General features: G+C 67.4%; 20 protein-coding genes and 2 pseudogenes. 4 read left to right on the top strand and 18 right to left on the bottom strand.

Translation table 11 applies throughout. The annotated features are described in order from the left end of the window. Positions 1-19: 19 nt before the first annotated feature. The 8 genes from LG380_RS00975 to LG380_RS00940 form a co-directional block, all read right to left on the bottom strand. Positions 20-469 (bottom strand): DNA-binding protein, encoded by a 450-nt coding sequence (locus LG380_RS00975; RefSeq protein WP_225763182.1) that lies wholly within the window; start codon positions 467-469, stop codon positions 20-22. Beyond that, on the bottom strand, positions 417-1,025 hold the full coding sequence (locus LG380_RS00970) for a nucleotidyltransferase domain-containing protein (protein WP_225763181.1): 609 nt from the start codon (positions 1,023-1,025) through the stop codon (positions 417-419). The genes LG380_RS00975 and LG380_RS00970 overlap by 53 nt, the downstream gene beginning before the upstream one ends. Before the next feature lie 67 nt (positions 1,026-1,092). Next, entirely contained in the window at positions 1,093-3,624 is a 2,532-nt protein-coding gene (locus LG380_RS00965; protein ID WP_225763180.1) for a DUF4268 domain-containing protein, read from the bottom strand. Beyond that, complete coding sequence (locus LG380_RS00960; RefSeq protein ID WP_225763179.1) at positions 3,621-4,376, bottom strand: hypothetical protein; 756 nt, start codon at positions 4,374-4,376, stop codon at positions 3,621-3,623. Before LG380_RS00960 ends, LG380_RS00965 begins: the two co-directional genes overlap by 4 nt. Beyond that, positions 4,373-5,134, bottom strand: a complete 762-nt coding sequence (locus LG380_RS00955) for a hypothetical protein (RefSeq protein WP_225763178.1) — start codon at positions 5,132-5,134, stop codon at positions 4,373-4,375. Before LG380_RS00955 ends, LG380_RS00960 begins: the two co-directional genes overlap by 4 nt. Further along, positions 5,134-6,396 (bottom strand): restriction endonuclease subunit S, encoded by a 1,263-nt coding sequence (locus LG380_RS00950; protein WP_225763177.1) that lies wholly within the window; start codon positions 6,394-6,396, stop codon positions 5,134-5,136. Before LG380_RS00950 ends, LG380_RS00955 begins: the two co-directional genes overlap by 1 nt. Beyond that, on the bottom strand, positions 6,393-8,249 hold the full coding sequence (locus LG380_RS00945; RefSeq protein WP_225763176.1) for a class I SAM-dependent DNA methyltransferase: 1,857 nt from the start codon (positions 8,247-8,249) through the stop codon (positions 6,393-6,395). The genes LG380_RS00950 and LG380_RS00945 overlap by 4 nt, the downstream gene beginning before the upstream one ends. 202 nt (positions 8,250-8,451) lie before the next feature. Continuing rightward, a complete protein-coding gene (locus tag LG380_RS00940) occupies positions 8,452-8,853 on the bottom strand; it encodes a DUF2254 domain-containing protein (protein WP_225766678.1) in 402 nt (133 codons plus the stop codon). Between LG380_RS00940 and LG380_RS00935 the strand changes: the two are divergent. Beyond that, positions 8,797-9,018: pseudogene (locus LG380_RS00935) on the top strand (cytochrome b); the annotation flags it as partial. The gene LG380_RS00940 and the pseudogene LG380_RS00935 sit on opposite strands and share 57 nt — an antisense overlap. 89 nt (positions 9,019-9,107) lie before the next feature. Here the strand turns inward: LG380_RS00935 and LG380_RS00930 are convergent. From LG380_RS00930 to hflK, 7 genes are all read right to left on the bottom strand, one after another. Next, positions 9,108-9,413 carry a hypothetical protein gene (locus LG380_RS00930; protein ID WP_225763175.1) on the bottom strand — a complete coding sequence of 102 codons (306 nt, stop codon included), beginning with the start codon at positions 9,411-9,413 and terminating at the stop codon, positions 9,108-9,110. A gap of 267 nt (positions 9,414-9,680) precedes the next feature. Next, positions 9,681-9,983: a hypothetical protein gene (locus tag LG380_RS00925; RefSeq protein ID WP_225763174.1), complete on the bottom strand. Its 303-nt coding sequence runs from the start codon at positions 9,981-9,983 to the stop codon at positions 9,681-9,683. Positions 9,984-10,170: 187 nt separating this feature from the next. Then, positions 10,171-13,092, bottom strand: coding sequence for a diguanylate cyclase (locus LG380_RS00920; protein WP_225763173.1), 2,922 nt, complete (start codon positions 13,090-13,092; stop codon positions 10,171-10,173). Positions 13,093-13,428: 336 nt separating this feature from the next. Then, positions 13,429-14,721, bottom strand: coding sequence for an adenylosuccinate synthase (locus tag LG380_RS00915; RefSeq protein ID WP_225763172.1), 1,293 nt, complete (start codon positions 14,719-14,721; stop codon positions 13,429-13,431). Between the two features lie 236 nt (positions 14,722-14,957). Beyond that, the gene (locus tag LG380_RS00910; RefSeq protein ID WP_225763171.1) at positions 14,958-15,143 is read right to left on the bottom strand and encodes a DUF2065 domain-containing protein; all 186 of its coding nucleotides are present in this window, start codon (positions 15,141-15,143) and stop codon (positions 14,958-14,960) included. A 105-nt stretch (positions 15,144-15,248) separates the two neighbouring features. Then, positions 15,249-16,112: a protease modulator HflC gene (gene hflC, locus LG380_RS00905; protein WP_225763170.1), complete on the bottom strand. Its 864-nt coding sequence runs from the start codon at positions 16,110-16,112 to the stop codon at positions 15,249-15,251. Continuing rightward, entirely contained in the window at positions 16,112-17,218 is a 1,107-nt protein-coding gene (hflK, locus tag LG380_RS00900; protein ID WP_225763169.1) for an FtsH protease activity modulator HflK, read from the bottom strand. Before hflK ends, hflC begins: the two co-directional genes overlap by 1 nt. 142 nt (positions 17,219-17,360) lie before the next feature. Between hflK and LG380_RS00895 the strand changes: the two genes are divergently transcribed. Beyond that, positions 17,361-18,356, top strand: coding sequence for a YhdH/YhfP family quinone oxidoreductase (locus LG380_RS00895; RefSeq protein ID WP_225763168.1), 996 nt, complete (start codon positions 17,361-17,363; stop codon positions 18,354-18,356). A gap of 90 nt (positions 18,357-18,446) precedes the next feature. Beyond that, positions 18,447-18,830, top strand: a complete 384-nt coding sequence (pilH, locus tag LG380_RS00890) for a twitching motility response regulator PilH (RefSeq protein WP_225763167.1) — start codon at positions 18,447-18,449, stop codon at positions 18,828-18,830. A gap of 65 nt (positions 18,831-18,895) precedes the next feature. Here the strand turns inward: pilH and LG380_RS00885 are convergent, their stop codons facing one another. Together LG380_RS00885 and LG380_RS00880 are read right to left on the bottom strand one after the other, a co-directional pair. Continuing rightward, the gene (locus LG380_RS00885; RefSeq protein WP_225763166.1) at positions 18,896-19,780 is read right to left on the bottom strand and encodes a DnaJ C-terminal domain-containing protein; all 885 of its coding nucleotides are present in this window, start codon (positions 19,778-19,780) and stop codon (positions 18,896-18,898) included. 126 nt (positions 19,781-19,906) lie between these two features. Beyond that, complete coding sequence (locus LG380_RS00880) at positions 19,907-20,380, bottom strand: Hsp20/alpha crystallin family protein (RefSeq protein ID WP_225763165.1); 474 nt, start codon at positions 20,378-20,380, stop codon at positions 19,907-19,909. 153 nt (positions 20,381-20,533) lie between these two features. Here LG380_RS00880 and LG380_RS00875 point away from each other — a divergent pair, with 153 nt between their 5' ends. Next, positions 20,534-21,016, top strand: a complete 483-nt coding sequence (locus tag LG380_RS00875; protein WP_225763164.1) for a peroxiredoxin — start codon at positions 20,534-20,536, stop codon at positions 21,014-21,016. A 26-nt stretch (positions 21,017-21,042) separates the two neighbouring features. On the opposite strand, the pseudogene pbpC reads toward LG380_RS00875, so the two are convergent. Next, positions 21,043-23,471 (bottom strand): annotated as a pseudogene (gene pbpC / locus LG380_RS00870) (penicillin-binding protein 1C). Positions 23,472-23,508: the final 37 nt, after the last annotated feature.

The following is a 23,508-nucleotide window of genomic DNA, read 5'->3' as shown; positions in this document are numbered from 1 at the left end:
TGGTGTTCCTGGTGCAGGTTCATGCATCCCCCATCGTGTCGGGCTGGTTGGCGCGCAGCCACGCTTCGGTGTGCGCCAGCAGCCGAGCGGCTTGCGATAGCGCTTCGGCCAGCGTGGCCTCGGAGACCGGGTCACCTTCGTAGTCGCTCAGGTTGCGCTTCCTGCGCAAGGCATCGAGCACGATGATGTCTTCGGACGCAACGCCCATCGTGTGCCCCAGGCACTGGATCGCGGTCTGGTGGTGGCCCGGCTGGCTGGTGGAGGTACGGTAGCCCCGCGCCCACAGCCCGAGCATCGCGCATTGCATCGCGCACTTGTAGGCCGCGTCGAAGCGGTTGTCCGCACTGATGCTCTCCACCCGCGCATCGGCCAGGTTGCGGCGTGCCGCTTCCAGCAGCTTCCGAATCGCAGCCGGCTCAGCCGCGTGCGTCTGCAGCTGGCGGATCGCCAGCAGGTTCTCCAATGTCATCCCTGTCCCCTATCACCATCAACTTCGGCCCGTCCAGCAGCTCCTTGGCAAATGCATCGCCTGCGGCCAGCCTCCGCCGGAACTCCTGGCCCGAGTACACCACAGGATTGATCTCCCGACCCAGTTCGACCTGCGCCGGGTGGATGGCGCGCACGATGTCGGCAAACCCCACGTCCCCAAGCACCAGCAGGTCCACATCGCTGCCGGACACTTCCGTACCCCGGGCCACGGATCCGAATATCCAGGCCGCCTCGATCGCGGAGGCCAGCGGCGCAAGCACCTCGCGCAGCACCGGCACGGCGCCATGGGTCTTGCGGAACATCGCTGCCAGCTCGTCGTACAGCAGGCACGCCCGGTTGGCCTGGTAGCGCACCTGGTTACCCTGCTCGCACCGGACCAGCAGCCCGGCGCCGACCAGCTTCTCCAACTCACGCCCCAGCGTGCCCGCGTGGCTGCCGGTGAGCCTGGCCAGCTCACGAAGGTGGAAGCTGGCCTCCGGCTGCAGCAGCAGGACGGCCAGAACCGCCTGGCGGGTCTGGCCGAAAAGAAGGTTCATCAAGGCTGATGTGTTGCTCATATGGCAACGATTGTTGCCTTATGGGCAACCAGCATGCAAGTCAGCCTCATAGCCCGTTGATCCGGGAGCGCAGAGCCGCGTCCATCCGATACGCCAGGTCGACCAGCCGATCCTGGAGTTCAGGCCACTCCGACTCGGGCACCAGCCAGCCTCCCTCGGTGGTGGAACGGATTCGGGAACGCTTCTGTTCGGCCAAGCCGGCCCAGTCCAGCGGCATGCCGAACGCCTCCTCTATCTCGGCACGATGGGCGTGCAGTGCCTCGAACAGGGCCGTACCGCCATCTTCGTGATGGATCAGGCAGGTCACCCGCGCCTCGCCACGGGTCATGGACACATTCAGACGGAACCCGTTGCGCCCCAGTCCGACCCCGAGCCAGGGGTTCGCGCTGCGGGTACGCCGCTGGAACAACGCGCCACGTGCATTGGCCTTGGCCAGGAACTGGTCCCAGAAGCGGCGGTACAAGTCCTCTCTGGCATCATCCTCACCCTCGTCCTCATCAGATTCGCCGGCAGGCACGCCCTCCTCCCACTCGGCGAAAGTCTGGCCTGTGTCCTGCACGCGCCAGCTCATGCGCCCGTTCGCCGATCGACCCCATACCACCGCCGCGGCGGCACTCGGGCTGCTGAACCAGGTGTCGCGCAGGAACTCCCGCGCTTCACCCACTGGCGGTGCCAGCGTGCCGTTGTCGACCAGATCCTGGTGCAAGAACTTGTAACCGCCGTCGACGCCCACCCAGTCCGCCCGTGCGCGCGACCCGGCAAGCACCACAAACTGGCCATCCACTTGCCTGCCCGTCGCCTGGATCTGGTGATTCAGGCCGCCGAGTACGAATACAGGCGACTCCGCTTCCGACGCGGTCGTCGCCGCCGGAGATTTCGCAGCCGCAGCACGCGTGACCAGCTGCCAGTGATCCTCGGCAAGTTTGAGCAGCGATGCCTGTCGCGCCTGCAGCACAGACCCGTTCCACTCGGCCTGTTGCAGCACCTGGGTGGTCAGCGGAAACGCACATGCTCCCCCTTTGCTGAAATAGGCCTGCTTCTTGCGGTCGAATTCATAGTTGCTGGCACTGCTGTTCTTCTTGCGGTTGAGCAGCGCCAGATTGCCCAACCGGTGCACCCAACCCTGGCGTTCCTGCTCGCTGGGCATCCACTTCACCCAGGTGCTGTCCGGGCGCGGCGTCTGCGGCAGCACGTGCTCCACCGTGACCTGGTCGTGCTGCATGGTCTTGCTGCCATCGGAGGCCAAGGCGTCCAGACGCAGCAGGATCACGCCCAGCGCACGTGCAGAATGCGTCCGGTACAACGGCCCATCCAGCATCGTGTACATCTCGTGCTGCTCCAGCGGCGAGAGCTGCAGTGCAGACCCGGGCTGCGCCAGATCGTCACCGGCTTCGACCGCCGCCGTCAGCCGCGAGAACCGCTCGATGCGCTCATTGACGCCCGCCTTGCGCACCAGCATCGAGTACGCCAGCCGCTCCAGGCCGGTCACGAACGCAAGCAGCGCGTCCGGATCTCCCTTGTGGCGAGTGAAGTGCGCAAGCGCGGGAGGCATCCAGTCCTTGAACTCCAACCGGTTGAGCCAGCGCAGCGCATCGTTGATCGCCTCGGCATGACGCGTACTGGCGTGGTCAGCATCGCTGATCTCGCGATATGCCTGGGCCATCGGCTCCAGCACCTTGTCGATGAACGCGGCCGGGTCCGCTGGCGCCACGTGGTCGCGAAACTCCTTGAGCAAGGTCCCTTTCGGCTTGGCCTTGCGGTACACCATGCGGATGTGGCTGAACAGTTCGCCGAAACCATCGCGTCCCAGGTCTGACTCCAATGCTTCCCATTTGTCGGTGTACGTCTTTCGCGCCATGTCCTGCAGCGCACCGATGATCTCCGCCTTGAGGATGTCGGTGGCAGTCAGATCCAGGCCACGGCTGTTCATCACACCGAAGATCCGGTACGCCGAATCCAGGTCCGGTGTCGCGACAGCCACCAGGTAGCAGCGCGTGACGATGAACTGGACCAGCCGCACCAGCGCGGCAGGCTCCAGATCGCGCAGTACCGCCATGAAGTGCCGCGCATTGTCACGCAGCCGCTGCTGGCTGTCCGGTAACGCGCCGTTGTCATCGACGAGCTGTTCGATGCCGCCTTCGTGCTGCACGCGCTCGCGGAAGAACTGCCTGTCGCGCTCGCGCAGGGTCAGCCGGTAGTGGTTTTCGGTGGCCGAGACGATGTCGCCCTGGTCGTAGATGCGCCGCGTGATGCCCCTGCGCACGTTGTCGTCCGACACAACGGCCCGGATGCAGGCCAGCAGCAGGGTCAGCGTGGTCAGCCGCTGCTGGCCGTCCACCACCTGGGCCCGGGGCGAGCTCTCTTCCTTGATCAGCACCAGGCTGCCGAGGAAGTACGGCGGAATATCCTCCAGCTTGGAACCGCCGGTGCGCATGTAGCCCAGCAGGTCGTCGAGCAGTTCCTGCGCCTGGTCCACGCCCCACGAGTACGGCCGCTGGTAGGCCGGAATCGAGAACATGTACTCGTCGCTGAAAATCTTGGCCAGTGGTTGTTCCTTGGCCGTCAACGTGTGCGTCATGACTGTCCATTCCCCTGCATATGGATGGTGTGCTTGCCGGTGAACCAGCGGTGGGTAATCCGGCTGCGGCGATACTCCCCCAACCAGCCGACGGTGCGATCGAACACCTCGATCCTCCAGGAGCGGTCCCCAAGTGGCGGAAGCTGCCCGTGCAGCCGCTCCAGGTCGGCCAGCCAATGTGCCAGCCCGCCCGTGACCAGCACCACCCTGCGCTGCGCCGCATAAACCTGCACCAGCGGATCAGCCGATGGTGTGTCCAGACACGGGCCTGCATGTGCGGCCAGATGCAGGGGATCGCTGCCGCCATAGAACGGATCGTGGTGGTGCACCTGGCCACGACGGACGAAGGCCCGCCACCAGTCCTCGTCCGGCCAGCGCGAGTGCTGCGCCAGCCAGGTCGGTGAGGGACCGTTGAAGGGGTCCTGCGCCTGGGTGTGCAGGTAGCCAACTCCGGCCGGGACCCACGTCCATGCCGCGTAGTAGTCGATCAGGTCACCGTCGCCCCAGACCTCGCGCACGAGCGCGAGCACGGGCGAACCGGCCACCGGTTGACCAGCCGCGTACCACCAGGCCAGGCCACGGCCCACGTCTGCCCAGCCGAGCACGTTGCGCAGCAGGTAGTGCAACGCGCCCCAGTACGCGCAGGCGTCTTCCAGAGCCGCATTGACGGGCCGCGGCACACCCATGCGGAGTTCCGGGTCGGCCAAGGCCCGGAACACGGCGGGGACATGACGCAGCCAGGGGTCGGTCACGGCGTCAACAGATTGGTCAGAATCCCCTGTCCGATCTCGGCGGCCTTGCGACGAAGCCGGGTTGTCGCATCAGGGGGTTCGGGCAGCTCTGGCAGGTACACGTGACAACCGGTTTTGTGGTGGAAGTGCCGGGCCATGAACCACAGCTCGGCAGCGATCGCTTCTTCTGAAGCCCCGGTGCCATGCAGGCGCACGTACCGCTCCAGCGCCAGGGTGGCGATCTGGTCGCCATCCACCTGGGACTGCCGCGCGGCATCACCCTGCCAGTGGACGCGCACCGTTCCCCGCGCCTCGTCCCCGTCCGATTCGTCTACCGGCAGGATGAGGGTGCCGTCCTGCAGCGAGCGCGCACACCAGACGCCGTCACGATCCTCGTGGGCGTATAGCGGCATGAGATTGGCGAGGAAGCCGACCACAGCTGCGCTCTTGCCTTCGCGTGGCGCTGCCAGCGTCGACAACCACGCTTGCAGCCGGGGCGACAGCGTCACCCGGTCGTCCTTGTTGAAGGAGATCGTGGTCTGTCTTCCATTGGCGCGGTAACCGGTGCAGGCCAGGTTCGGCTCACGCCTTGCCAGCCGGCGCAGGAACTCGGCGACGGGGACGAACCCCTTATGGGCGGCGGCGCGCTCGTTGTGCAGGTAGACCACGAGCACGCCATCGCGCCGGGTGACGCGCGGACACACGATCTCCTCCGGCGTGTTGGTGCGGTACTCGATATCGGGCAGACATCCGTTGAGGATGAAGTCTTCGGCACGCATCAGCTGGCGCCCGCTTCAACCAGTCCGCGCACGTCGATCTGACCAGTGACGGCGGCCGAGATTACAGCAGATCTACGCTCGATCAAGAGACCAATGGACTGCGCACACTGACCTTCCAACAGCGCGAATCTAGCTTTCTGCTCCGCCAGAAACCGTGCAATCCTCACCTGTTCCGCGCAAGGGGGGCACGGAACGAACCACGAACCTACTTGACTTGCATTGAGGGATGGCACTGCGCCGGGGTTCGCAAGGAGATCAAACTTTACTAATTCCAATGCCGATCTTATGAAATCGCTGTTGTGACCCTCGGAAACGACCAGTGCCATCAGGTTATTGTCGATGCATGCCTCACCGGACAACTTTCTTATCCGACCCAACAACAAAGCAGCGCCAACCTTGGCAAAAACGATGGTATTCGCTGGAAAAATTGCTGCGCCAAGTCGTGAAGCGGTCGCCCTAGAAATCGAATCCCCTCTTGGCAACAAGAAGTCACTCTCGTCCGCGCCGCTCAGAGCAGCAACTTTGAAGAATGGGAGCTCCTCATCCTCCAGCCCTTGCTCTTCGTGGGGAAACCCGGCTCCTGCCTTTAGTTGCCCAACACGTTTGACGGGCAGAACCTCCCAATGGGCCGGCACCTCGCCCAGCCAGGCGATGCCGGAGTCCTTCATCGGGACGTTGGGGTCCAGGCCGCGGGTGACGGCGTGGGAGATGGTGGCTTGGCGTTTCTCGGCCAGCAGCGCCAGAAGCTTCTCCTGCTCGGCGATCAATGCGTCGATTTTGGCGGTTTCGCGGTCGAGGAATCTCGAGATGGCATGCTGCTCGCCAAGAGGCGGGCATGCCATCGGGTGAGCGTCGAGCGCACCTTTTGTCATGCTCGGCAGTGCAGTATTGGTCGAGTAAAGACCGAATGGAATGGTAGTCGCCGCGTAGTAGCAGTACCGGCCACAAGCGGTTGAACGAATCCGGGACCAGTACATCGTATCGACGGTCCAAAATCTCCCGGTTACATACAAAGGCTTATCAATCGTGCCTTTTCGGCCAAGAAGCACGGACTCACCGTCGTAGATGTAGTTGGTCGCGAACGCGAAGCGTCCACCCGAGCCAAGGACCGGATACCCGTCGTCCGCCTCAACGGGTTTGTAATCAGCACCATTCTCGATGTCGAGAAAGCGCTTCAGTGGCGCTACGTTCCAGTGGGCCGGCACCTCTCCCAGCCACTCCACCCTGCTGTCCTTGTACTCCGGATACCTCGGCAGACTCATTCCGCCATCTCCCCCAGCATCCGCATGATGTTGGCGGCAACCTCCTTCAGCTCCGCATCGATCACTTCCAGCGGGCGCGGTGGCTCGAACACGTAGAAGTGCCGGTTGAACGGGATCTCGTAGCCCACCTTGGTTTTCGCCTCGTCGATCCAGGCATCCGGCGCATGCGGCCGCACCTCACGCTCGAACCAGGCCTGGATGTCCTGCCCCAGCGGCACGTTCTCGGTGTCCCGCAGGGCGCTGTCCGGCTGCGGCTTGCCCTTCTGCTTGCCCTTCTGGCCGAGCATGATGTTGCCCGCCTCGTCGCGCAGCGGGCGCTCGACGGTGATGGTGGTGTAGCCGAACTCCTCGTTGGCGAACACGCGGCTGATCGGCACGCGCTTGAGGCGACCGCCTTCGGGCACTGCCGGCGGCGATTCGGCACCGGTGGCGGTGACCAGCACCGGCTCGCCCACGGGCTGGCCCTTGGCATCCAGCGCGCTGACAAGCTCGGCCTCGGTGAACTCGCCGAACAGGCGGGTGACGGTGGCGATGTGCTCCTCGCCCATCTCCTTGCGCTTGGAGCCCAGGCTCTTGCGCATCTTGCGCCAGAAGCCGCTGGCATCGACCAGCTGCACATGGCCGCGGCGGTCGTCGTCCTTCTTGTTGGAGACGATCCAGACATAGGTGGCGATGCCGGTGTTGTAGAACATGTCGGTCGGCAGGCCGATGATGGCCTCCACCAGGTCGTTCTCCAGCAGGTAGCGGCGAATCTCGCTCTCGCCACTGCCCGCGCCGCCGGTGAACAGCGGCGAGCCGTTGAGCACGATGCCGAAGCGGCTGCCGCCCTGCCCGTCCACCACCGGCGCCATTTTCGACACCAGGTGCAGCAGGAACAGCATCGAGCCGTCGGACACGCGCGGCAGGCCCGGTCCGAATCGCCCAGCGAAACCCTGCTGTTCATGCTCGGCACGGATCGCCTTCTCGACCTTCTTCCACTCCACGCCGAACGGGGGATTGGAGAGCATGTAGTCGAACTTGCGGGTCGGAAAGCCGTCCTCGCTCAATGTGTTGCCGAAGGCGATGTTGGCCACGTCCTGGCCGCGGATCAGCATGTCGGCCTTGCAGATCGCGTAGGACTCGGGATTGAGCTCCTGTCCGTACAGGGTGAGGCGCGCGGACGGGTTGTGTGCCAGCAGGTGCTCGGCGGCCACCGAGAGCATCCCGCCCGTGCCTGCGGTCGGGTCGTACACGGTGCGCACCACGGCATTTCCCGGGGTGAGCACATCGCTGTCCTCGATGAAGATGAGGTTGACCATCAGCTTGATCACCTCACGGGGCGTGAAGTGCTCACCGGCGGTTTCGTTGGACAGTTCCGAGAACCGGCGGATCAGTTCCTCGAATACGTGCCCCATCTGCGCGTTGTCCACCCGGTCAGGGTGCAGGTCGATGCCGGCAAACTTCTCGGTGACCAGGTAGAGCAGGTTGGCCTTGGCAAGGCGCTCGACCTGGGTGTGGAACTCGAAGCGCTCGAAAATGTCGCGCGCCTCGGGCGAGAAGCCCTGCACGTACTGGTACAGGTTCTCGCGGATATGGTCCTGGTCGCCGATCAGGGTGGGCAGGTCCAGCGGACTGGTGTTGTAGAAGCCAGCACTGCCGACGATGCGCTTCAGGAACGGGTCCGGGTTGACTCCGGCCTCGGTCCTCTTCTTGTGTTCGGACAGCACCTTGGCCTTGGTAGGCGCCAGCACGCAGTCCAGCCGGCGCAGCACGGTGAACGGCAGGATGACCTTGCCGTACTCGGATTGCTTGTAATCGCCGCGGAGCAGGTCCGCGACGGACCAGATGAAGGAGGAAAGTGCCTGTTGGTTCAATGGGATGCCTACGTCATGAAGCGCCTGCAAGCCGCCGGCGCAAGTCCCAATGATAGTGAGTCCAAGGCGCTCCATCACAGCCGGGCGACCATTGGGAGCTAACGGCTCGGGCTCCCTTTGCTGCGTAGAAATGCAGGATCAGAGCCCGTCTTCTGCGGGCGGCGTCCAAATGGAGCGAAACGCGTTGCGGCCTCCCGTGCCCTCAAGCCCCCGCCATATCCGCAACCACAGGCTTGCCGGCCAGCTGCGCTTCGATTGCCCTGCGGGCCTCGCTGCTTGAGGCAGTGCGGCGGGCGACTTCGGCGATGCCGTCGCGCTTGGCGTCCAGCAGGCGCAGGCGCACGGGATGGGAGGTGCCGGCGCGGATTTCCTCGATGGCGCGCAGCAGCCGCAGCAGGACCACGGTGTTGCCGTGGGCGTTCTCCAGGATCTGGGTGAAGGCCAGGGCCAGCAGGTCGTCGAAGTCGGGGCCGGCGGGAATCACGCGCACGGTGTCGCCATCGCGGATCGGGCGCGGGACGATGCGACGGCCAGCCGCTATGGGCTGCTGCGCGAACTGCACGCATGGCTGGCCTACGCCCTGCTGGCAACGGTGCTGCTGCACGCGGCCGCCGCCCTGCATCACCTGTGGGTGCGGCGCGACGAGGTGTTCCCGTACATGGCGCTGTGGACGAACCGCACGCCGGTGCTGACTGCCGAGCCGGTGGAGGCCACCGAAAGCACTGCTTCGGCAGAAGGCGTCATCGATGCCGACGAGCGGAAGGAATGAGAGGCCGCGCTGCCCGGAATTGAATCCGGTCCGGATTTGAAGAAGGCCTCCATCGGAGGCCTTTGCCCGACAGCAACTGCCGCAGGTTTTCAGTCCCGCAGTTTCAGGTCCGGCTCTTCATCAATCGTGCCGTCATCGCGGATGACGACGAAGCGGTCGCCGGCCTGGTTGAACATCACCGGGATCGGGAACCGGAACAACGGGCGACGGACGAACTCCAGGCGCCAGTGGAAGGTTTCCATGGTGTGGACGGTGTCCTGCTGTTCCGGGGTGAGACCGGCCAGCCGGGTCTGGTCGTCATAGGCGCGGGTGCCCTTGCGGCGTTCGGGCATGCGCGGGGCGGTGTCGGCCGGATCTGTTTCGGGAACGGCGCGCGGGAGATTCGAGTCCGTCATCAAGGCAGCGGGCTCCAGGAACCGGGGGCGGAATGCGGGCCGGGCCCGCGGCGGAGGCGCCACCTTGTCGCGAGACGCTGCAAGGAAATGTGAGGACGGCGCGGCACGCGCGCGCTCCTCTCTCTCCTGCCCTGTTCCATGGAGCGCCCGGCACATCCGGTGCGGGCTGCAAAAGCAGCGGCCTGCATCCTACCGGCCACGCGCGCCGGGTAAAGCGGCGGATCTGAACGCTTCATTATTTCCGCTGCACGCGGCCACGCGGATGGCTCAGGCGCGCAGCTTGAGCGTGCCGCTTTCGTCCAGCGTGCCGTCGGGCTGGATGACGACGTAACGGCGGTCGTCGCGATCAAACAGCACGGGAATCGGATCACGGAACAGCGGGCGGCGCACGAAGGCCAGGCGCCAGTGGAAGATCTCCAGCGCTTCGAGCGTCATCAGCATCGCCGGGTTGAGCCCTTCGTGCGGATCCGGGATCTGCGGGCTGTTCCTGCGTCGTTCCGGGGTGCACGGCGCGTGGCCGACGGCATGGAAGGCATCGACCGGAGCGTCGGGATTGGATTGATCGTACATAAGGATGTCGGCGCAGCCTGCAAGGCCGCGTACTGCAGGGCCGCGATGAGGCGGCGGGAGGGGTTGCTGCCTCGCAGGCAAGCGCCGTGCCGTAGGTCGCGGGCAGCCGCGATCAAGGCAGGTCAAATACGGCAGGCCGGCGAATCCTACGCTCCGGTGTTGCACCGGAAGCTGAGCGAAAAACGGTTCAGCTTTCCAGCGCGGTCTCGGCCGGTTCCTCGCCGCTCGTGGGCGATGGCGCGGGCGCGGCCATGGCGCGGTTGCGGCCGGCATCCTTGGCCGCGTACAGCGCCTCGTCGGCGGCGTGCAGCAGGGCCTCGGGCGTTTCAGCCCGGGCCGGGCGCGCGCAGGCCACGCCCACGCTGATGGTGATGACGGGTGCGACCTGCGAGGCGCTGTGCGGCATCGCGGCGGCGTGGACGAGGGTGACCAGTTCGTTGGCCAGGGCCATGGCGCTGTCGCGGTCCACGCCCGGCAGCAGTGCGGCGAATTCCTCGCCACCGTAGCGCGCGGCCAGGCGTTCGCCGTCACCGACGCGCTCGGCAATGATCGATGCCACCCGCGTCAGCGCGGCGTCACCGGCAAGGTGTCCGTGGGCGTCGTTGTAGGCCTTGAACTCGTCCACGTCCACCAGCAGCACAGCGAGTGCCTCGTCCTGGTCGGCCTGGCGCTGCCAGGCTTCCAGCAGGCGGTGGTTGAACTCGCGGCGGTTGGCGATGCCGGTCAGCGCGTCCTGCGCGGCGATGCGCTCAAGCCGCTCGTTGGCCTCGCGCAGCGCCTCTGTCCGACGCGCGACTTCCATGGTCAGCTGGATCTCGCGACGATGCGCCGAGCGCAGCCGCATGCGGACGATGGCGACGGCCAGCGCCAGCATGGCCAGCACGGCCAGGCTGCGCACCCACCAGGTCTGGTGCCAGTGCGGGCGCAGGGTGAGGGCGAGCTGGTCACCCTCCTCGTTCCACACGCCGTCGTTGTTGCTGGCCTTGACCCGGAAGGTGTAATCGCCCGGCGGCAGGTTGGTGTAGAAGGCACGACGGTCGTTGCCGGCTTCGCGCCACTCGCGGTCGAAACCTTCCAGCTGGTAGCGGTAGCGCACGGCCGCCGGTGCCACGTAGCTCATGGCGGCAAAGTGGAATTCCAGCCGCTCCACGCCCGGCCCGAGCTGCGTCGCGCTGCCGGGGTCCACTTCGCTGCCATCGACGAACAGCCGCTCGATCGCCACCGGCGGCGGCAATGGATTGCCCTTCATCCGGCGCGGGTCGACCACCACCACGCCCTTGGCCGTACCGAACCACAGCTGGCCATCCTCCGAGCGCCCGGCCGGCGATTGCGAGGCGCCGTTGCCTTGCGCGTTGAGCATGCCGTCGGCGGTGCCGTACCAATGCGGCGCGACCTGTTTGACCGTGCCTGCATCGAGCGCGTCCAGGTCGGCGCGGGCGATGCGGCCAATGCCGCGGTTGGAGCTGAACCAGAGATTCCCCAGGTCGTCATCGAGCAGCGCGAACACCGCATCGCCGTGGAACCCGGCATTGGCCTGGTAGCGGGTGACCTTGCCGCCGCGCAGGCGCAGGATGCCGATGCTGGTGCCCAGCCACATGTCGCCATTGGCATCGGGATGGAAGGCGAACACGCTCGCGCCGGCCAGGCCGTCGGTGCCGCAGGTATCGAGCACGCCCTTGTGGAAGCAGCGCACGCCGCTGCGCAGGCCCAGCCACACGCGCCCGTCGGCTTCCTCGTGGATGGCACGCGTGTCGTCGCCGCGGGTGCCCTCGATCACGTGCACGCGCTCGCCATCGATGCGGGCCACGCCCTGCAGGGTGCCGGTCCACATACCACCTTCGCGCGCCGGGGCGAAGGCAAACACGATGGTGCCGGGCAGGCCATCGGCCAGGCCGAAGTTGCGTGCGCGACCATCGCGCTCGAAGCGGGTCACGCCCTCGGTGCCGCCCACCCACAGCCGGCCCTGCGCGTCGGACTGGACCGTGCGGATCAGCTGGCTGGGCAACTGCTGGTTGTAGCGGTGCGCGGTTTCCAGGTGCGGGCCGCGATAGGTCAGCAGGCCGCCACCGTCGGTACCGATCCACAGCGGGCCACCCGGCTGCTGGTGCACCGCGCGCACGGCGTTGGACACGCCATCGCCGACGATGGTGACCAGCTTGGTCTGGCTCAGGCGCTGCAGTCCGGACGAGGTGGTGCCGATCCACAGGTTGCCTTCGTGGTCCTCGAAGAACGAACGCACGGTTTCGCCCCGCAGGCCCGGCAGCGAGTTGTCGCAGCTGAACTCACCGTTGGCCAGGCGGCACAGGCCGATGTCCAGCGGCGCGAACCACACCGCGCCGGAACGGTCGCCGTAGATCGAATAGATGCGCGCGTCATTGAGTGCGGCGGCACGCGGATTGCGGTGGAAGCGCCCGGCAGCGAAGTACGCCGGGCCGGACTGCGTGCCCGCCCACGGCGTGCCGGCGGCATCGACGGCCAGGCTGTAGACCGCGTTGGAAGGCAGGCCGTCGCCCTCGTTGTACAGGCGCGTCCGGCCGCCACTCCAGTGCACCACGCCCACGCCGTCGTAGGCGATCCATACCCCGCCCTCGGCGTCGGCCACCATGGCGCGGTAGAAGCCGCGCGGCGGGAAACCATCGGCATCGCTGAACAAATGCGGCTTGCCATCGACGATCCGCATCACGCCGGCGTTGGTGGTCAGCCACAGCGCGCCGTCGGTGTCGGTGACGATGCCAAGGACGCTCTCGATGCCGGCCGGCAGTGCCACTGGCTCCAGCTTGCGATCGTGGTAACGGTACAGCCCGCCGTTGAGCGAGCCCACCCACAGTCCGCCCTTGCCGTCATCAGCCAGCGAGGTGATCGCCGAACTCTTCAGTTCCGGCACCTCGCGCGGGCTCAGCGTCTGGAAGCCCTCGCCGCTGTGCCGTACCAGGCCACCATAGGTGGCCGCCCAGATGGCGCCATCGGCCTGCTGTGCAATCGACAGCACCGTGCCCTGCGGCAACTGGTTCTCGTACCAGACGTAGCTGAAGTGCGGGATGGCGCGATCAGGGGAAAGCGCATGCAGCGGCAGGGCGGCACAAAAAAGTGCCGCCAGCGCGCTCGACAATACGACATGGATGCGCCCGGACCGGTGCAACAACCCCACGGTATTCCCCCTGAATCCCGTGAAGATTCTAACGTGCGCATGTGTGCGCCATGCCCTATAAAAATGTGAGCTAGCGCATAAAACTGGTGTGCCCAATTCGACACCGTACGTCCAATTCCGACGCATTCAGACAGGCCATGAACCGCATGATCGTGCTGGCACGGAATCAAGCGTTCGCGGCTGTTGGAAGCACCGCAACCCGTGGGCAGCGAGGCTGCGGATCATGGGCATGTAAGCAAGAAGCCCCGCTTTTCGCGGGGCTTCTTGCTTACATCCGATGAGCGGCAGGCCCGGGGATCAGCCCCACGGATCCTGCAGGATCATGGTGTGGTCGCGATCCGGACCGGTGGAGACGATGCTCACCGGGCAGCCGGCCAGTTCTTCCAGCGCGCGCAGGTAGGCCCGGGCCGCCGGCGGCAGGTCGTCCCAGTTGGTGATGCCGTGGGTGTTCTCGCTCCAGCCCGGGAACTCCAGGTAGACCGGGGTGATTTCTTCCCAGCCCTGGGCATCCAGCGGGGCGTACTCGGTGCGCTTGCCGCGGTATTCGTAGGCAATGCAGACCTTGAGCTTCTCCATGCCGTCGAGCACGTCGAGCTTGGTGATGCACAGGCCGGTGATGCCGTTGATGGCCACGGCGCGCTTGAGCGCGACGATGTCCATCCAGCCGCAACGACGCGGACGACCGGTCGAGGCGCCGTACTCGGCGCCGCGGTCACGGATGCCCTGGCCGATCTCGTCGTCCAGCTCGGTCGGGAACGGGCCGCCGCCAACACGGGTCGCGTAGGCCTTGGCAATGCCCAGCACATAGTCGATGTCCTGCGCGCCGACGCCGGTACCGGCCAGCGCGCCACCGACGGTGGTGTTGGAGCTGGTGACGTACGGATAGGTGCCGTGGTCGATGTCCAGCAGCGCGCCCTGCGCGCCTTCGAACAGCACGCGCTTGCCCTGCTTGCGCAGGTCGTGGCAGATGCCGGCCACGTCGGACTTCATCGGTTCGACGTACTCACCGAAGGCCAGCGCCTCCTGGTAGGTGGTCTCGAAGTCGACCGGGTCCACGTCCAGGTACTGGGTCAGCACGAAGTTGTGGTAATCCAGCGCGGCCTTGAGCTTCTCGGCCAGCTGCTCGGGATAGTGCAGGTCGGCGATGCGGATGCCGCGACGCGCCACCTTGTCTTCATAGGCCGGGCCGATGCCGCGGCCGGTGGTGCCGATCGCCTTGCCGCCGGCGGCCTTCTCGCGCGCCTGGTCCAGGGCGATGTGGTACGGCATGATCAGCGGCGCGGCCGGGGAGATCTTCAGGCGCGAGCGCACTTCCACGCCGGCGGACTCGAGTTCCTCGATTTCCTTCTTCAGCGCGGCCGGGGAGATCACCACGCCGTTGCCGATCAGGCACAGCGCGTCATCGCGCAGGATGCCGGACGGAATCAGGTGCAGGACGGTCTTCTTGCCGTTGATGACCAGGGTGTGGCCGGCGTTGTGGCCACCCTGGAAGCGCACGACGGCGCCGATTTCCTCGGTGAGCAGATCGACGATCTTGCCCTTGCCTTCATCGCCCCACTGGGCACCAAGAACAACAACTGACTGACCCATAACGGGTGGCTCCTCATTGTGTGTGGCCATCGGGGCCACGGACGGGACCGGGCATGGCGCAGGCGGGGCCGGGGTGAGGTGCCATCGGGGCACGTCGGGCAGCGCGGAAGCCATACACGGAAAAAGCCGGACGGGGTGCTCCGCGTGGAGCGTGCCCGGCCGGCTTTTGCGGATTATCCGGGTTTTGTCCGCCCCCCACCACCCCCGACGCATTCAGCCCGGTGAGTGGTTCGGGATCAGTGGCGCACCCACCACAACGCCACCAGGCCGGCGCCCATCACCAGCGCGCCGAGGCGGCGCAGCACCACCGGCGGGGCCGCCAGCAGCTGGATCACAGTGCGCCGCCAGGCATCGGGGGCGGCGAACAGCATCAGCCCTTCCAGCACCGCCACCAGCGATAGTGCGGCCAACAGGTCCTGCATGGTCTTCCTCCTCGTCCCGCGCGATCTGCAAGCGGGATGCATCAAATGAAACGGGGACCCGGCCTGCGCCGGATCCCCGTGGGTGCTGCGTGCCGGGCGCGGGGCTCAGCGGTCGTTCTTGAGGTACTGCAGGAACGGGTCGTTCTTGTCGAGCACGATCACGCCGTTGCCGTCGCTCATCGAGTTCCGGTAGGCCTCCAGCGAGCGGTAGAACGCGTAGAACGACGGGTCGGCCGAACCGGCCTTGCCGTAGATCGCCGCGGCCTGGGCATCGCCCTCGCCTCGCAACTGCTGCGCATCGCGCTCGGCCTCGGCCACGATCACGGTGCTCTCGCGGTCTGCCTGGGCACGTATGGTCAGCGCCTGCTCCTCGCCCTCGGCGCGCAGCTTGGCGGCCTCCTGCTTGCGCTGGGCGCGCATGCGCTCGTAGACGTCGGTGATCACCTGGCTGTCGGTCGGCAGGTCGATCTGCTTGATGCGCAAGTCGATGATCTGCATGCCCAGCGGCTTGACGGCCTCGTTGATGGTGTCCAGCTGGCCGGCGATCAGCTCGCTGCGGTCGCCGGAAACCAGCTGCTGCAGGGTGCGCGAGTTGATCTGGTTGCGCAGCGAGTCGGTGATGATCGGCGCCAGGCGGGCATTGGCCACCCGGTTGTCACCGCCGGTGGCGCGGAAGTACGAACGCACGTCGGCGATGTAGCCGATGGCGAAGAAGTCCACGCTCACGTCCTTCTGCTCGGCGGTGAAGTAACGCGCCGGGGCGGTGTCCAGCACCTGGAAGCGGCGGTCGAACACCCGCGCCGATTCCACCACCGGCACCTTGAAGTGCAGGCCGGGCTGGATGTCGGCACGCACCACGCGGCCGAGGTTGAGCACCATCGCGGTCTGGTCCTCGCGGACCACGTACACCGAGCCGAGCAGGCCCAGCAGCGCGGCGACGATCAGGCCAATCCAAAGGGAATTCTTCATCAGCGGGCCTCCTCACGACCGGCCGAGCGCGAAACATTGCGGTCGGGATTGCGGATGGGATCGGCGGCCTGGGTGGTGGCGGCCGGAGCCAGCACCTCCGGGGTGATCATCGGGTTGGCGCTGGTGCGGCCGGCATCGGCCGGCATCGGCACGTAGATCAGCTGGCGGCCGTCGCCACCGATGACCTTGCGGTTCTCGGCCAGCACGGCCTGCACGGTTTCCAGCCACAGGCGCTTGCGGGTGACTTCCGGAGCGTTCCTGTACTCGGCCTGCAGCAGGCTGAAGCGCTGCGCGTCACCCTGGGCGCGGGCAACCATGGCCTGCTTGTAACCCTCGGCGGTGGTGCGGGCGCGCGAGGCCTGGCCGCGGGCTTCGGGCACGACCTTGGCCGCGTAGGCCTGGGCTTCGTTGATCAGGCGTTCCTTGACCTGCTGGGCGCCGTTGACCTCGTCAAAGGCCGGCTTCACTTCTTCCGGCGGACGTGCGTCGGGCAGGGTCACGCCGGTCACCGACAGGCCGGTGCGGTAGGCGGAGAGCGAGGCCTGCAGGCGCTCCTCGGCGGCTGCGGCCAGCGGGCCACGGTTGTTGAGCACGGTGTTGAGATCGGCGCGGCCGACCTGCTCGCGCACCGCGCTCTGCGCGGCCTGCTCCAGCACCTGGTCGGCATCGACCGAGCCGAACAGGTACAGGCGCGGGTCGTCGACGCGGTACTGCACGTTGAGCGAGACGTTGACGATGTTCTCGTCGCGGGTCAGTACCGGCACCTGGCTGGAGAAGGTCTTGATCTGGGTCGCGTTGACCTTGGTCACCGACTCGATCGGCCACGGCAGCTTGAAGTTCGGGCCCGGCTGCAGGATGCGCGAGAACTGGCCGAAGCGCAGGACCACGCCCCGCTGCTGTTCGCCGATCAGCTGGAAGCTGCTGAACACCACCAGCAGGGCCACGGCAATCGCCACCCAGCGCAGCGCGCCGCCATTGAACATGTCCTTCAGCGGACCGGGGAAACCGCCCCAGTTGCCGCCGCCATTGCCACCACGCGGCCGCCAGGGCGCACGTCGGTTGTCGTTGGGGCCATCTCCGCCCTTGCCGGGTGTATTCCAGGCCATGCACGCTCCATCTGGTAAGGCTGCTTCGCGGGCCAGTCCCGCAGCGCGAGCCGTAAATCGGACGCTGATTCTACTAGATGGGGCAGACCTCCCGCTTTGGAAGGGCTAAGGTGCGGCTTTCACTGTTTCACAAAGGCCGTCCATGACCCTTCCCGCCCGCTTTCCCGCCTTCCGCATCCACAACGACGAGGCCGGCTACCGGTGGGGGATCGAGCAGCTGGGGCTGGACCAGCTGAGCGCCGGCGAGGTGGTGATCCGGGCGCGCTGGTCCTCGGTCAACTACAAGGACGCGCTGGCCGGCACCGGCAAGGGCAAAATCCTGCGCCGGTTCCCGGCCGTGGGCGGCATCGACGTGGCCGGCGAGGTGGTTGCCTCCACCGATCCGGCCTTCCGCGAAGGCGACGCGGTGCTGGCCACCGGCTGCGGCCTGAGCGAGGTCCGCGACGGCGGCTACAGCCAGTACGTGCGCCTGGAAGCCCGGTCCACCATTCCCCTGCCCGCCGGGCTGTCACTGCGCGAGGCGATGGTGATGGGCACGGCCGGCTTCACCGCGGCGCTGGCGCTGCTGCGCATGCAGGACAACCGGCAGGCGCCGGAGCTTGGGCCGCTGGCGGTGACCGGTGCCACCGGCGGGGTCGGCTCGCTGGCCGTGGACATCTTCAGCCGCGCCGGCTACGAGGTGCACGCCGTCAGTGGCAAGGCCGACCAGGTGGACTACCTCAAGCGCCTGGGCGCCAGCGAGGTCCTGGGCCGCGACGCGCTGGCGACCACCAGGCCCATGGAGTCGGCACGCTTCGGGGGCGGCCTGGACAACGTCGGCGGGCCGATGCTCACCAGCCTGCTGGCGCAGACCCAGCCGTGGGGCAGCGTGGTCAGCGCCGGCCTGGCGGCCAGCGGCGAACTCAACGCCACGGTGATGCCCTTCATCATCCGCGGCGTGAGCCTGCTCGGCGTGACCTCGTCCAACGCGCCGCGACACCTGCGCGAGCAGGTGTGGGAGCGCCTGGCCAGCGACTGGAAGCCGCGCCACCTCGATGCCATCTGCACCCGCGAGGCCACGCTGGCCGAACTGCCGCAGGTGTTCGACACCATGCTGCAAGGGCGTTCGTTCGGCCGCACCGTGGTGCGCATCGACTGACGCCCGCGCCTCCACGCCGGGACGTGACGCAGGCATCTTCACTAGCGTGCAACGGCCGCACTACACTGCGGGCTTCATCCGGGGAACACCATGGCGCGCATCCTGATCGTTGACGATTCACCGTCGCAGTTGCTGGGCATCCAGCGCATCGTCGAGAAGCTTGGCCACGAAACCATCACCGCCACCGATGGCGCCGCCGGGGTGGAGGCCGCCAAGGCCTCGCTGCCTGACCTGGTGCTGATGGACGTGGTGATGCCCAACCTCAACGGCTTCCAGGCCACGCGCACGCTCAAGCGCGAACCCACCACCTCGCACATCCCGGTGATCCTGGTGACCACCAAGGACCAGGACACCGACCGCATGTGGGGCATGCGCCAGGGCGCCCGCGCCTACATCACCAAGCCGTTCTCCGAGCACGAACTGTCCGAAGTGATCGAGCGGATCTTCAGCAACGAGGAACCGCCGGCGGCCTGAGCCGCTCCGGCCATCGTGGCCGGCCCGCACAAACGAAACCGGCACCCGCCGGGTGCCGGTTTTCCTCATGCCTCGGCGCCGAAGGCCCTGGCCAGGTCGCGATAGGCCTTGCGCTGCGCCTCGTTGCTGGCCACCGGCGCGACGATTTCCAGTTCGACGATCTGGTCGCCGTCCGGGTTGCCCGGCAGCCCACGGCCACGCAGCCGCAGCTTGCGCCCGGCTTCCGAATCGGCCGGCACCTTGAGCTCCACCGGCCCGCCCAGGGTTGGCACGCTGATGCTGGTGCCCAGCGCTGCCTGCCACGGGGTGACCTGCAGCGTGTACAGGATGTTGCGGCCGTCGACCTCGAACTGCGGATGCGCGGCGTATTCCACTTCCAGCATCAGGTTGCCGCCCCCGGAGCCCTGCCCGGCCAGGCGGATCACCTGCCCCGGGCGGATGCCCCTGGGCACGCGCACGTCGAGCTGGCGGCCGTTGACGGTGATGCGCAGCTGGTCGCCCTTGTAGGCCGCCTCCAGCGGCACCGAGAACTTGGCGCGGGTATCGCGCGGGGCCTGCGGGCCGGCGCCGGCACCCATGCCTGGTCCACGGCCACCAGCGCCACGCTGGCGCGCGAACAGGCTCTCGAAGAAGTCGCTGAAGCCGCCACCGGCGCCACCGAAGACCTCCTCGAAATCGAAGCCCTGGCCCCCACCGAAGTTCGGCGGGGCATGGAACTCGTCGCCCGGGCGGTAGCCCTGTGCGCGCAGCTGGTCGTAGGCGGCGCGCTTCTGCGGATCACGCAGCGCTTCGTACGCCTCGTTGACGGCCTTGAACTTCTCCTCGGCCCCGGCTTCCTTGCTGACGTCCGGGTGGTACTTGCGCGCCAGCCGGCGGTAGGCAGTCTTGATTTCGGCGTCGCCCGCGCCGGGTTCCACGCCCAGCGTGGCGTAGTAATCCTTGAATTCCATCCAACACCTCTAAAAGTTCGGCCCGACACCTCGCGGCGACGGGCCGTATCCAGACCGGACGATTGCCGCCGGCCATTCTAGCGGCAGCTCCGCGGCGGCAGGCGGGCCGCCGCGGACGGGCCCCACTTACTGCTTCGTAGGGTTGCCGGTCTCGATCTGGATTCGCCGCGGGCTGGCCTCGGCGCGCTTGGGGATGCGGATCTCCAGCACGCCGTTGCTGCCGCTGGCACTGATCGCATCCGGGTCGGCGCTGTCGGGCAGCGCGAAGCGGCGGTGGAAGTTGCCGTGGCGGCGCTCGATGCGCGAGAAGTGGTCGCCCTCGGGCACCGGGTCGAGCTTGCGCTCGCCCTTGATCGACAGGATGCCCTTGTCCATCTGCACCTCGATGTCGGCCGGGTCGATGCCCGGCAGGTCGGCCATCAGCACGAACTGGCCGGCTTCCTCGCGGATGTCCACCGCCGGCACCCACTGCGCGGTGACCACGGCCGAATCGTCGGTGGCCGTCTGGTCATCGCCGTTCAACAGGGCGCCGAACAGCTGGCGGATCTCGTTCTGCAGGCCAGTCTGTGCCGGCCACTGGCGGTAACGTACGATGCTCATCGTCTACTCCTGCATGGAAAGAGCGGGAGCTGCACGCCGGGATTGGCGGTGCCGGTCCCATGCGCGGGAGATGTGCGTGCGAGACCATTTTTCAAGCCAGCCCGGGTGCCGCGTCGGTGCCTGTAAAACTTCAATTCAGCAAAGGAACACGCCATGACCATCCAAGCCGGTGACCGCATTCCCGAAGTCACCCTCAAGCGCATCCGCGAGGGCATGGAGACGGTGGACACCACCACCCTGTTCGATGGCCGCAAGGCCGTGCTGTTCGCCGTGCCCGGTGCCTTCACCCCGACCTGCTCGGCCCGCCACCTGCCCGGCTACGTCGAGCATTTCGACGATTTCCGCGCCAAGGGCGTGGAGGTGTTCTGCATGGCGGTCAACGACCCGTTCGTGATGCAGGCCTGGGCCACGGCCAATTCGGTTCCCGAGGGCCTGCAGATGCTGTCCGACGGCAACTGCGAACTTGCCCGCGCGCTGGGCCTGGAGATGGACGCCAGCGCCTCGGGCATGGGCATGCGCTCGCGGCGTTTCGCGCTGTACGTGGAGGACGGGGTGGTGCGCGAATGCTTCATCGAGGAACCGGGCAAGTTCGAGGTGTCCGCGGCCGAATACGTGCTGGCGCATTTGCCGGCCTGATCCAGCATCACCCGGGACGGGCGCGGCTAGCGGGCCGCGTCCTCCTGCCCCGGCAGCAGCCGGAACCGCACCTGGGTCCAGCCGCCATCGGCGGACAGCGCGGTGAGCGTGTGCTCGCCGGGCTCGTCATAGCGGTGCATGAAGGGGCGTGCGCCCTGGGTGCGGGCGATCCAGCGCCCGTCCAGCAGCCAGTCCACGGTTTCCTCGCTGCCCAGCGCACGCAATTGCAGGGCGACACCCTCGCGTGCGCCGGGCGCGGCCGCGAGCACGGCGCGGTCGTTGAGCCCTTCGATATGCAGCGCGCCGCGATCGGCGCGGCCATCGTCGGCGCAGCCCGGCGCCAGCACCGGCAGTTGCGCGACCTTGCGCTGGGCCGTGCTCAGCCACGGCGACACCCGTGCCGGCCAGCGCGCGATTTCCATATCGCGCAGCGTGCGTCCGGCACTGCAGCCAGGCGACACCCGCAGCCCGGTGGCCGCATCGACCTGGAAGCGCAGCCGACCCGGCTGCCACAGGCGCGCGTCACGTTCGGCAAAGGTCGGCGGCACCGCGCCTTCCAGCGCGTAGGCGGACAGACGCTGCTGGCACAGCGGCGCGGGTGTATCGGCCGCGGCGATCCCCAGCGGCCAGCACACTTCCAGCGCCTGCACGCTGGCCGGCGCCGGCAGCGGTGCGTTGTCGCCGGAGGCACGCGGCAGGCTGTCGATCACCTCGAACATCAGCGGCAGCGCGGTGACCGCGCCGTACTGGCCGGGCAGCGGCGTGCCATCGGGGCGGCCCACCCACACGCCCACCGTGTAGCGACGGGTGCTGCCGATCGCCCACGCATCGCGGTAGCCGTAGCTGGTCCCGGTCTTCCACGCCACCGCGGGGCGGCCACCGGTATCGAAGCTGCCGCCCCCGTATCCGGGGCGCGGATTGGACTGCAGGATCTCGCGCACGATCCACGCCGCACCGGGCGAAACCAGCCGCCGTTCGATGCGCGGATCATCCACGGTGTAGCGCACGCGCCCGGCGATGCCCTGTCGGTTGAAGGCGGCGAACGCACCCACCAGCTCCTCCAGCCGGCTCCGGTGCCACCGAGGATCAGCGCAAGGTTCGGCTGGCTGCCATGCGGGAAGCGCAGGCGGATGCCGGCGTTGTCCAGCCGCGCGGCGAAACGGGCCGGGCCCACGCGGTCGAGCAGGTCCACGGCAGGCACGTTGAGCGAGAGCCGCAGCGCGGTGGCGGCGCTGACCGGGCCATTGAAGGCGGCGTCGAAGTTGCCCGGGCGGTATCCGCCGAAATCCTGCGGCGCATCGACCAGCAGGCTTTCCGAGTGGATCAGGCCATCGTCCAGCGCCATCGCGTACAGGAACGGCTTGAGCGTGGAACCGGGCGAGCGCCAGGCCTGGACCATGTCCACGTGACCCAGCCGCGCGACATCGCCGAATTCCACCGAACCGACATAGGCGCGCGCCTCCAGGCTGGCGTTGTCGACCACCAGCAGGGCGGCCGAGGTGCGCTCGGGCAGCTGCGAGAAATAGGCGGACACGCGTTCCTCGAGCGTGCGCTGCAGGCCGATGTCCAGCGTGCTGTGGATGCGTGCGGCGCGGGGATGGGCCTGCCGCAGCCGCTGCGCCAGTAGTGCGGCATGCATCGGCGCCTGCAGCGAGCGCGCTACCACCGGTTCGATGCGCGCATCGGCCACGTCATCGGCCGACCACACACCCAATTCGACCATGCGCTGCAGGACCTTGTCGCGCGCACGCTGCGCGGCCTGCGGGTGCCGGTCCGGACGCAGCCGGCTTGGTGATTGCGGCAGCACCGCCAGCAACGCCGCCTCGGCATGCGACAGTTGCGCCGCCGGCTTGCCGAGGTAGGCCCAGCTGGCGGCTTCCACGCCTTCGATGGTGCCACCGTAGGGCGCGCGCTCCAGGTAAAGCTGCAGGATCTGGCGCTTGTCCAGGTGCAGCTCCAGCTGCAGCGCGCGCAGCAGCTGCCTGGCCTTGCCCCAAGGCGTGCGCGAATGCGGATCAAGGATCCGCGCCACCTGCATGGTCAGGGTTGAGCCGCCGGAGACGATTCGGCGCGCGCCCAGCCATTGCCCGCCTGCGCGCATCAGCGCCCACGGGTTGACGCCCGGATGGCGCCAGAACCAGCGGTCCTCGTAGTTCAGCAGCGCCTGCAGGTACAGCGGCGAGACGTCTTCGGGCGTGGCCGGATACCGCCACACGCCCTGCGCATCGGCAAAGGCGCGCAGCGGCGTGCCATCGCGCGCGACCACCGGGGTGCTGGTGTCGCGCGAGGCCGGCAGCGGCGGGGGGAAGGCCAGGTCCATCACCAGCAGCAGTGCCAGCAGCGCGGCCAGCGACCAGCGCAGCCACCACCAGCTGCGTGCACTGGGTCGCCAGTTCCATCGCGGCCTGCTGCGCTGGCCTGCTGGCTGGTGGTTTCCGGACTCCTGGTCGCGCATTGCGTTTCAGGCCACGACGGCCGGCCACCCACCCGGG

The organism is Stenotrophomonas sp. Marseille-Q4652 (assembly GCF_916618915.1).
Lineage (GTDB): Bacteria > Pseudomonadota > Gammaproteobacteria > Xanthomonadales > Xanthomonadaceae > Stenotrophomonas.
The sequence above is the reverse complement of the archived record's forward strand: the minus strand, read 5'-3'. Positions and strand labels throughout refer to the sequence as shown.

Excerpts from the sequence above, each read along its gene's own strand:
- LG380_RS00975 (WP_225763182.1), bottom strand. The coding sequence starts at position 469 with ATGACATTGGAGAACCTGCTGGCGATCCGCCAGCTGCAGACGCACGCG.
- LG380_RS00970 (WP_225763181.1), bottom strand. The coding sequence starts at position 1,025 with ATGAACCTTCTTTTCGGCCAGACCCGCCAGGCGGTTCTGGCCGTCCTG.
- LG380_RS00965 (WP_225763180.1), bottom strand. The coding sequence starts at position 3,624 with ATGACGCACACGTTGACGGCCAAGGAACAACCACTGGCCAAGATTTTC.
- LG380_RS00955 (WP_225763178.1), bottom strand. The coding sequence starts at position 5,134 with ATGCGTGCCGAAGACTTCATCCTCAACGGATGTCTGCCCGATATCGAG.
- LG380_RS00950 (WP_225763177.1), bottom strand. The coding sequence starts at position 6,396 with ATGAGTCTGCCGAGGTATCCGGAGTACAAGGACAGCAGGGTGGAGTGG.
- LG380_RS00930 (WP_225763175.1), bottom strand. The coding sequence starts at position 9,413 with ATGACGGACTCGAATCTCCCGCGCGCCGTTCCCGAAACAGATCCGGCC.
- LG380_RS00925 (WP_225763174.1), bottom strand. The coding sequence starts at position 9,983 with ATGTACGATCAATCCAATCCCGACGCTCCGGTCGATGCCTTCCATGCC.
- LG380_RS00915 (WP_225763172.1), bottom strand. The coding sequence starts at position 14,721 with ATGGGTCAGTCAGTTGTTGTTCTTGGTGCCCAGTGGGGCGATGAAGGC.
- LG380_RS00910 (WP_225763171.1), bottom strand. The coding sequence starts at position 15,143 with ATGCAGGACCTGTTGGCCGCACTATCGCTGGTGGCGGTGCTGGAAGGG.
- hflC (WP_225763170.1), bottom strand. The coding sequence starts at position 16,112 with ATGAAGAATTCCCTTTGGATTGGCCTGATCGTCGCCGCGCTGCTGGGC.
- hflK (WP_225763169.1), bottom strand. The coding sequence starts at position 17,218 with ATGGCCTGGAATACACCCGGCAAGGGCGGAGATGGCCCCAACGACAAC.
- LG380_RS00895 (WP_225763168.1), top strand. The coding sequence starts at position 17,361 with ATGACCCTTCCCGCCCGCTTTCCCGCCTTCCGCATCCACAACGACGAG.
- pilH (WP_225763167.1), top strand. The coding sequence starts at position 18,447 with ATGGCGCGCATCCTGATCGTTGACGATTCACCGTCGCAGTTGCTGGGC.
- LG380_RS00885 (WP_225763166.1), bottom strand. The coding sequence starts at position 19,780 with ATGGAATTCAAGGATTACTACGCCACGCTGGGCGTGGAACCCGGCGCG.
- LG380_RS00880 (WP_225763165.1), bottom strand. The coding sequence starts at position 20,380 with ATGAGCATCGTACGTTACCGCCAGTGGCCGGCACAGACTGGCCTGCAG.
- LG380_RS00875 (WP_225763164.1), top strand. The coding sequence starts at position 20,534 with ATGACCATCCAAGCCGGTGACCGCATTCCCGAAGTCACCCTCAAGCGC.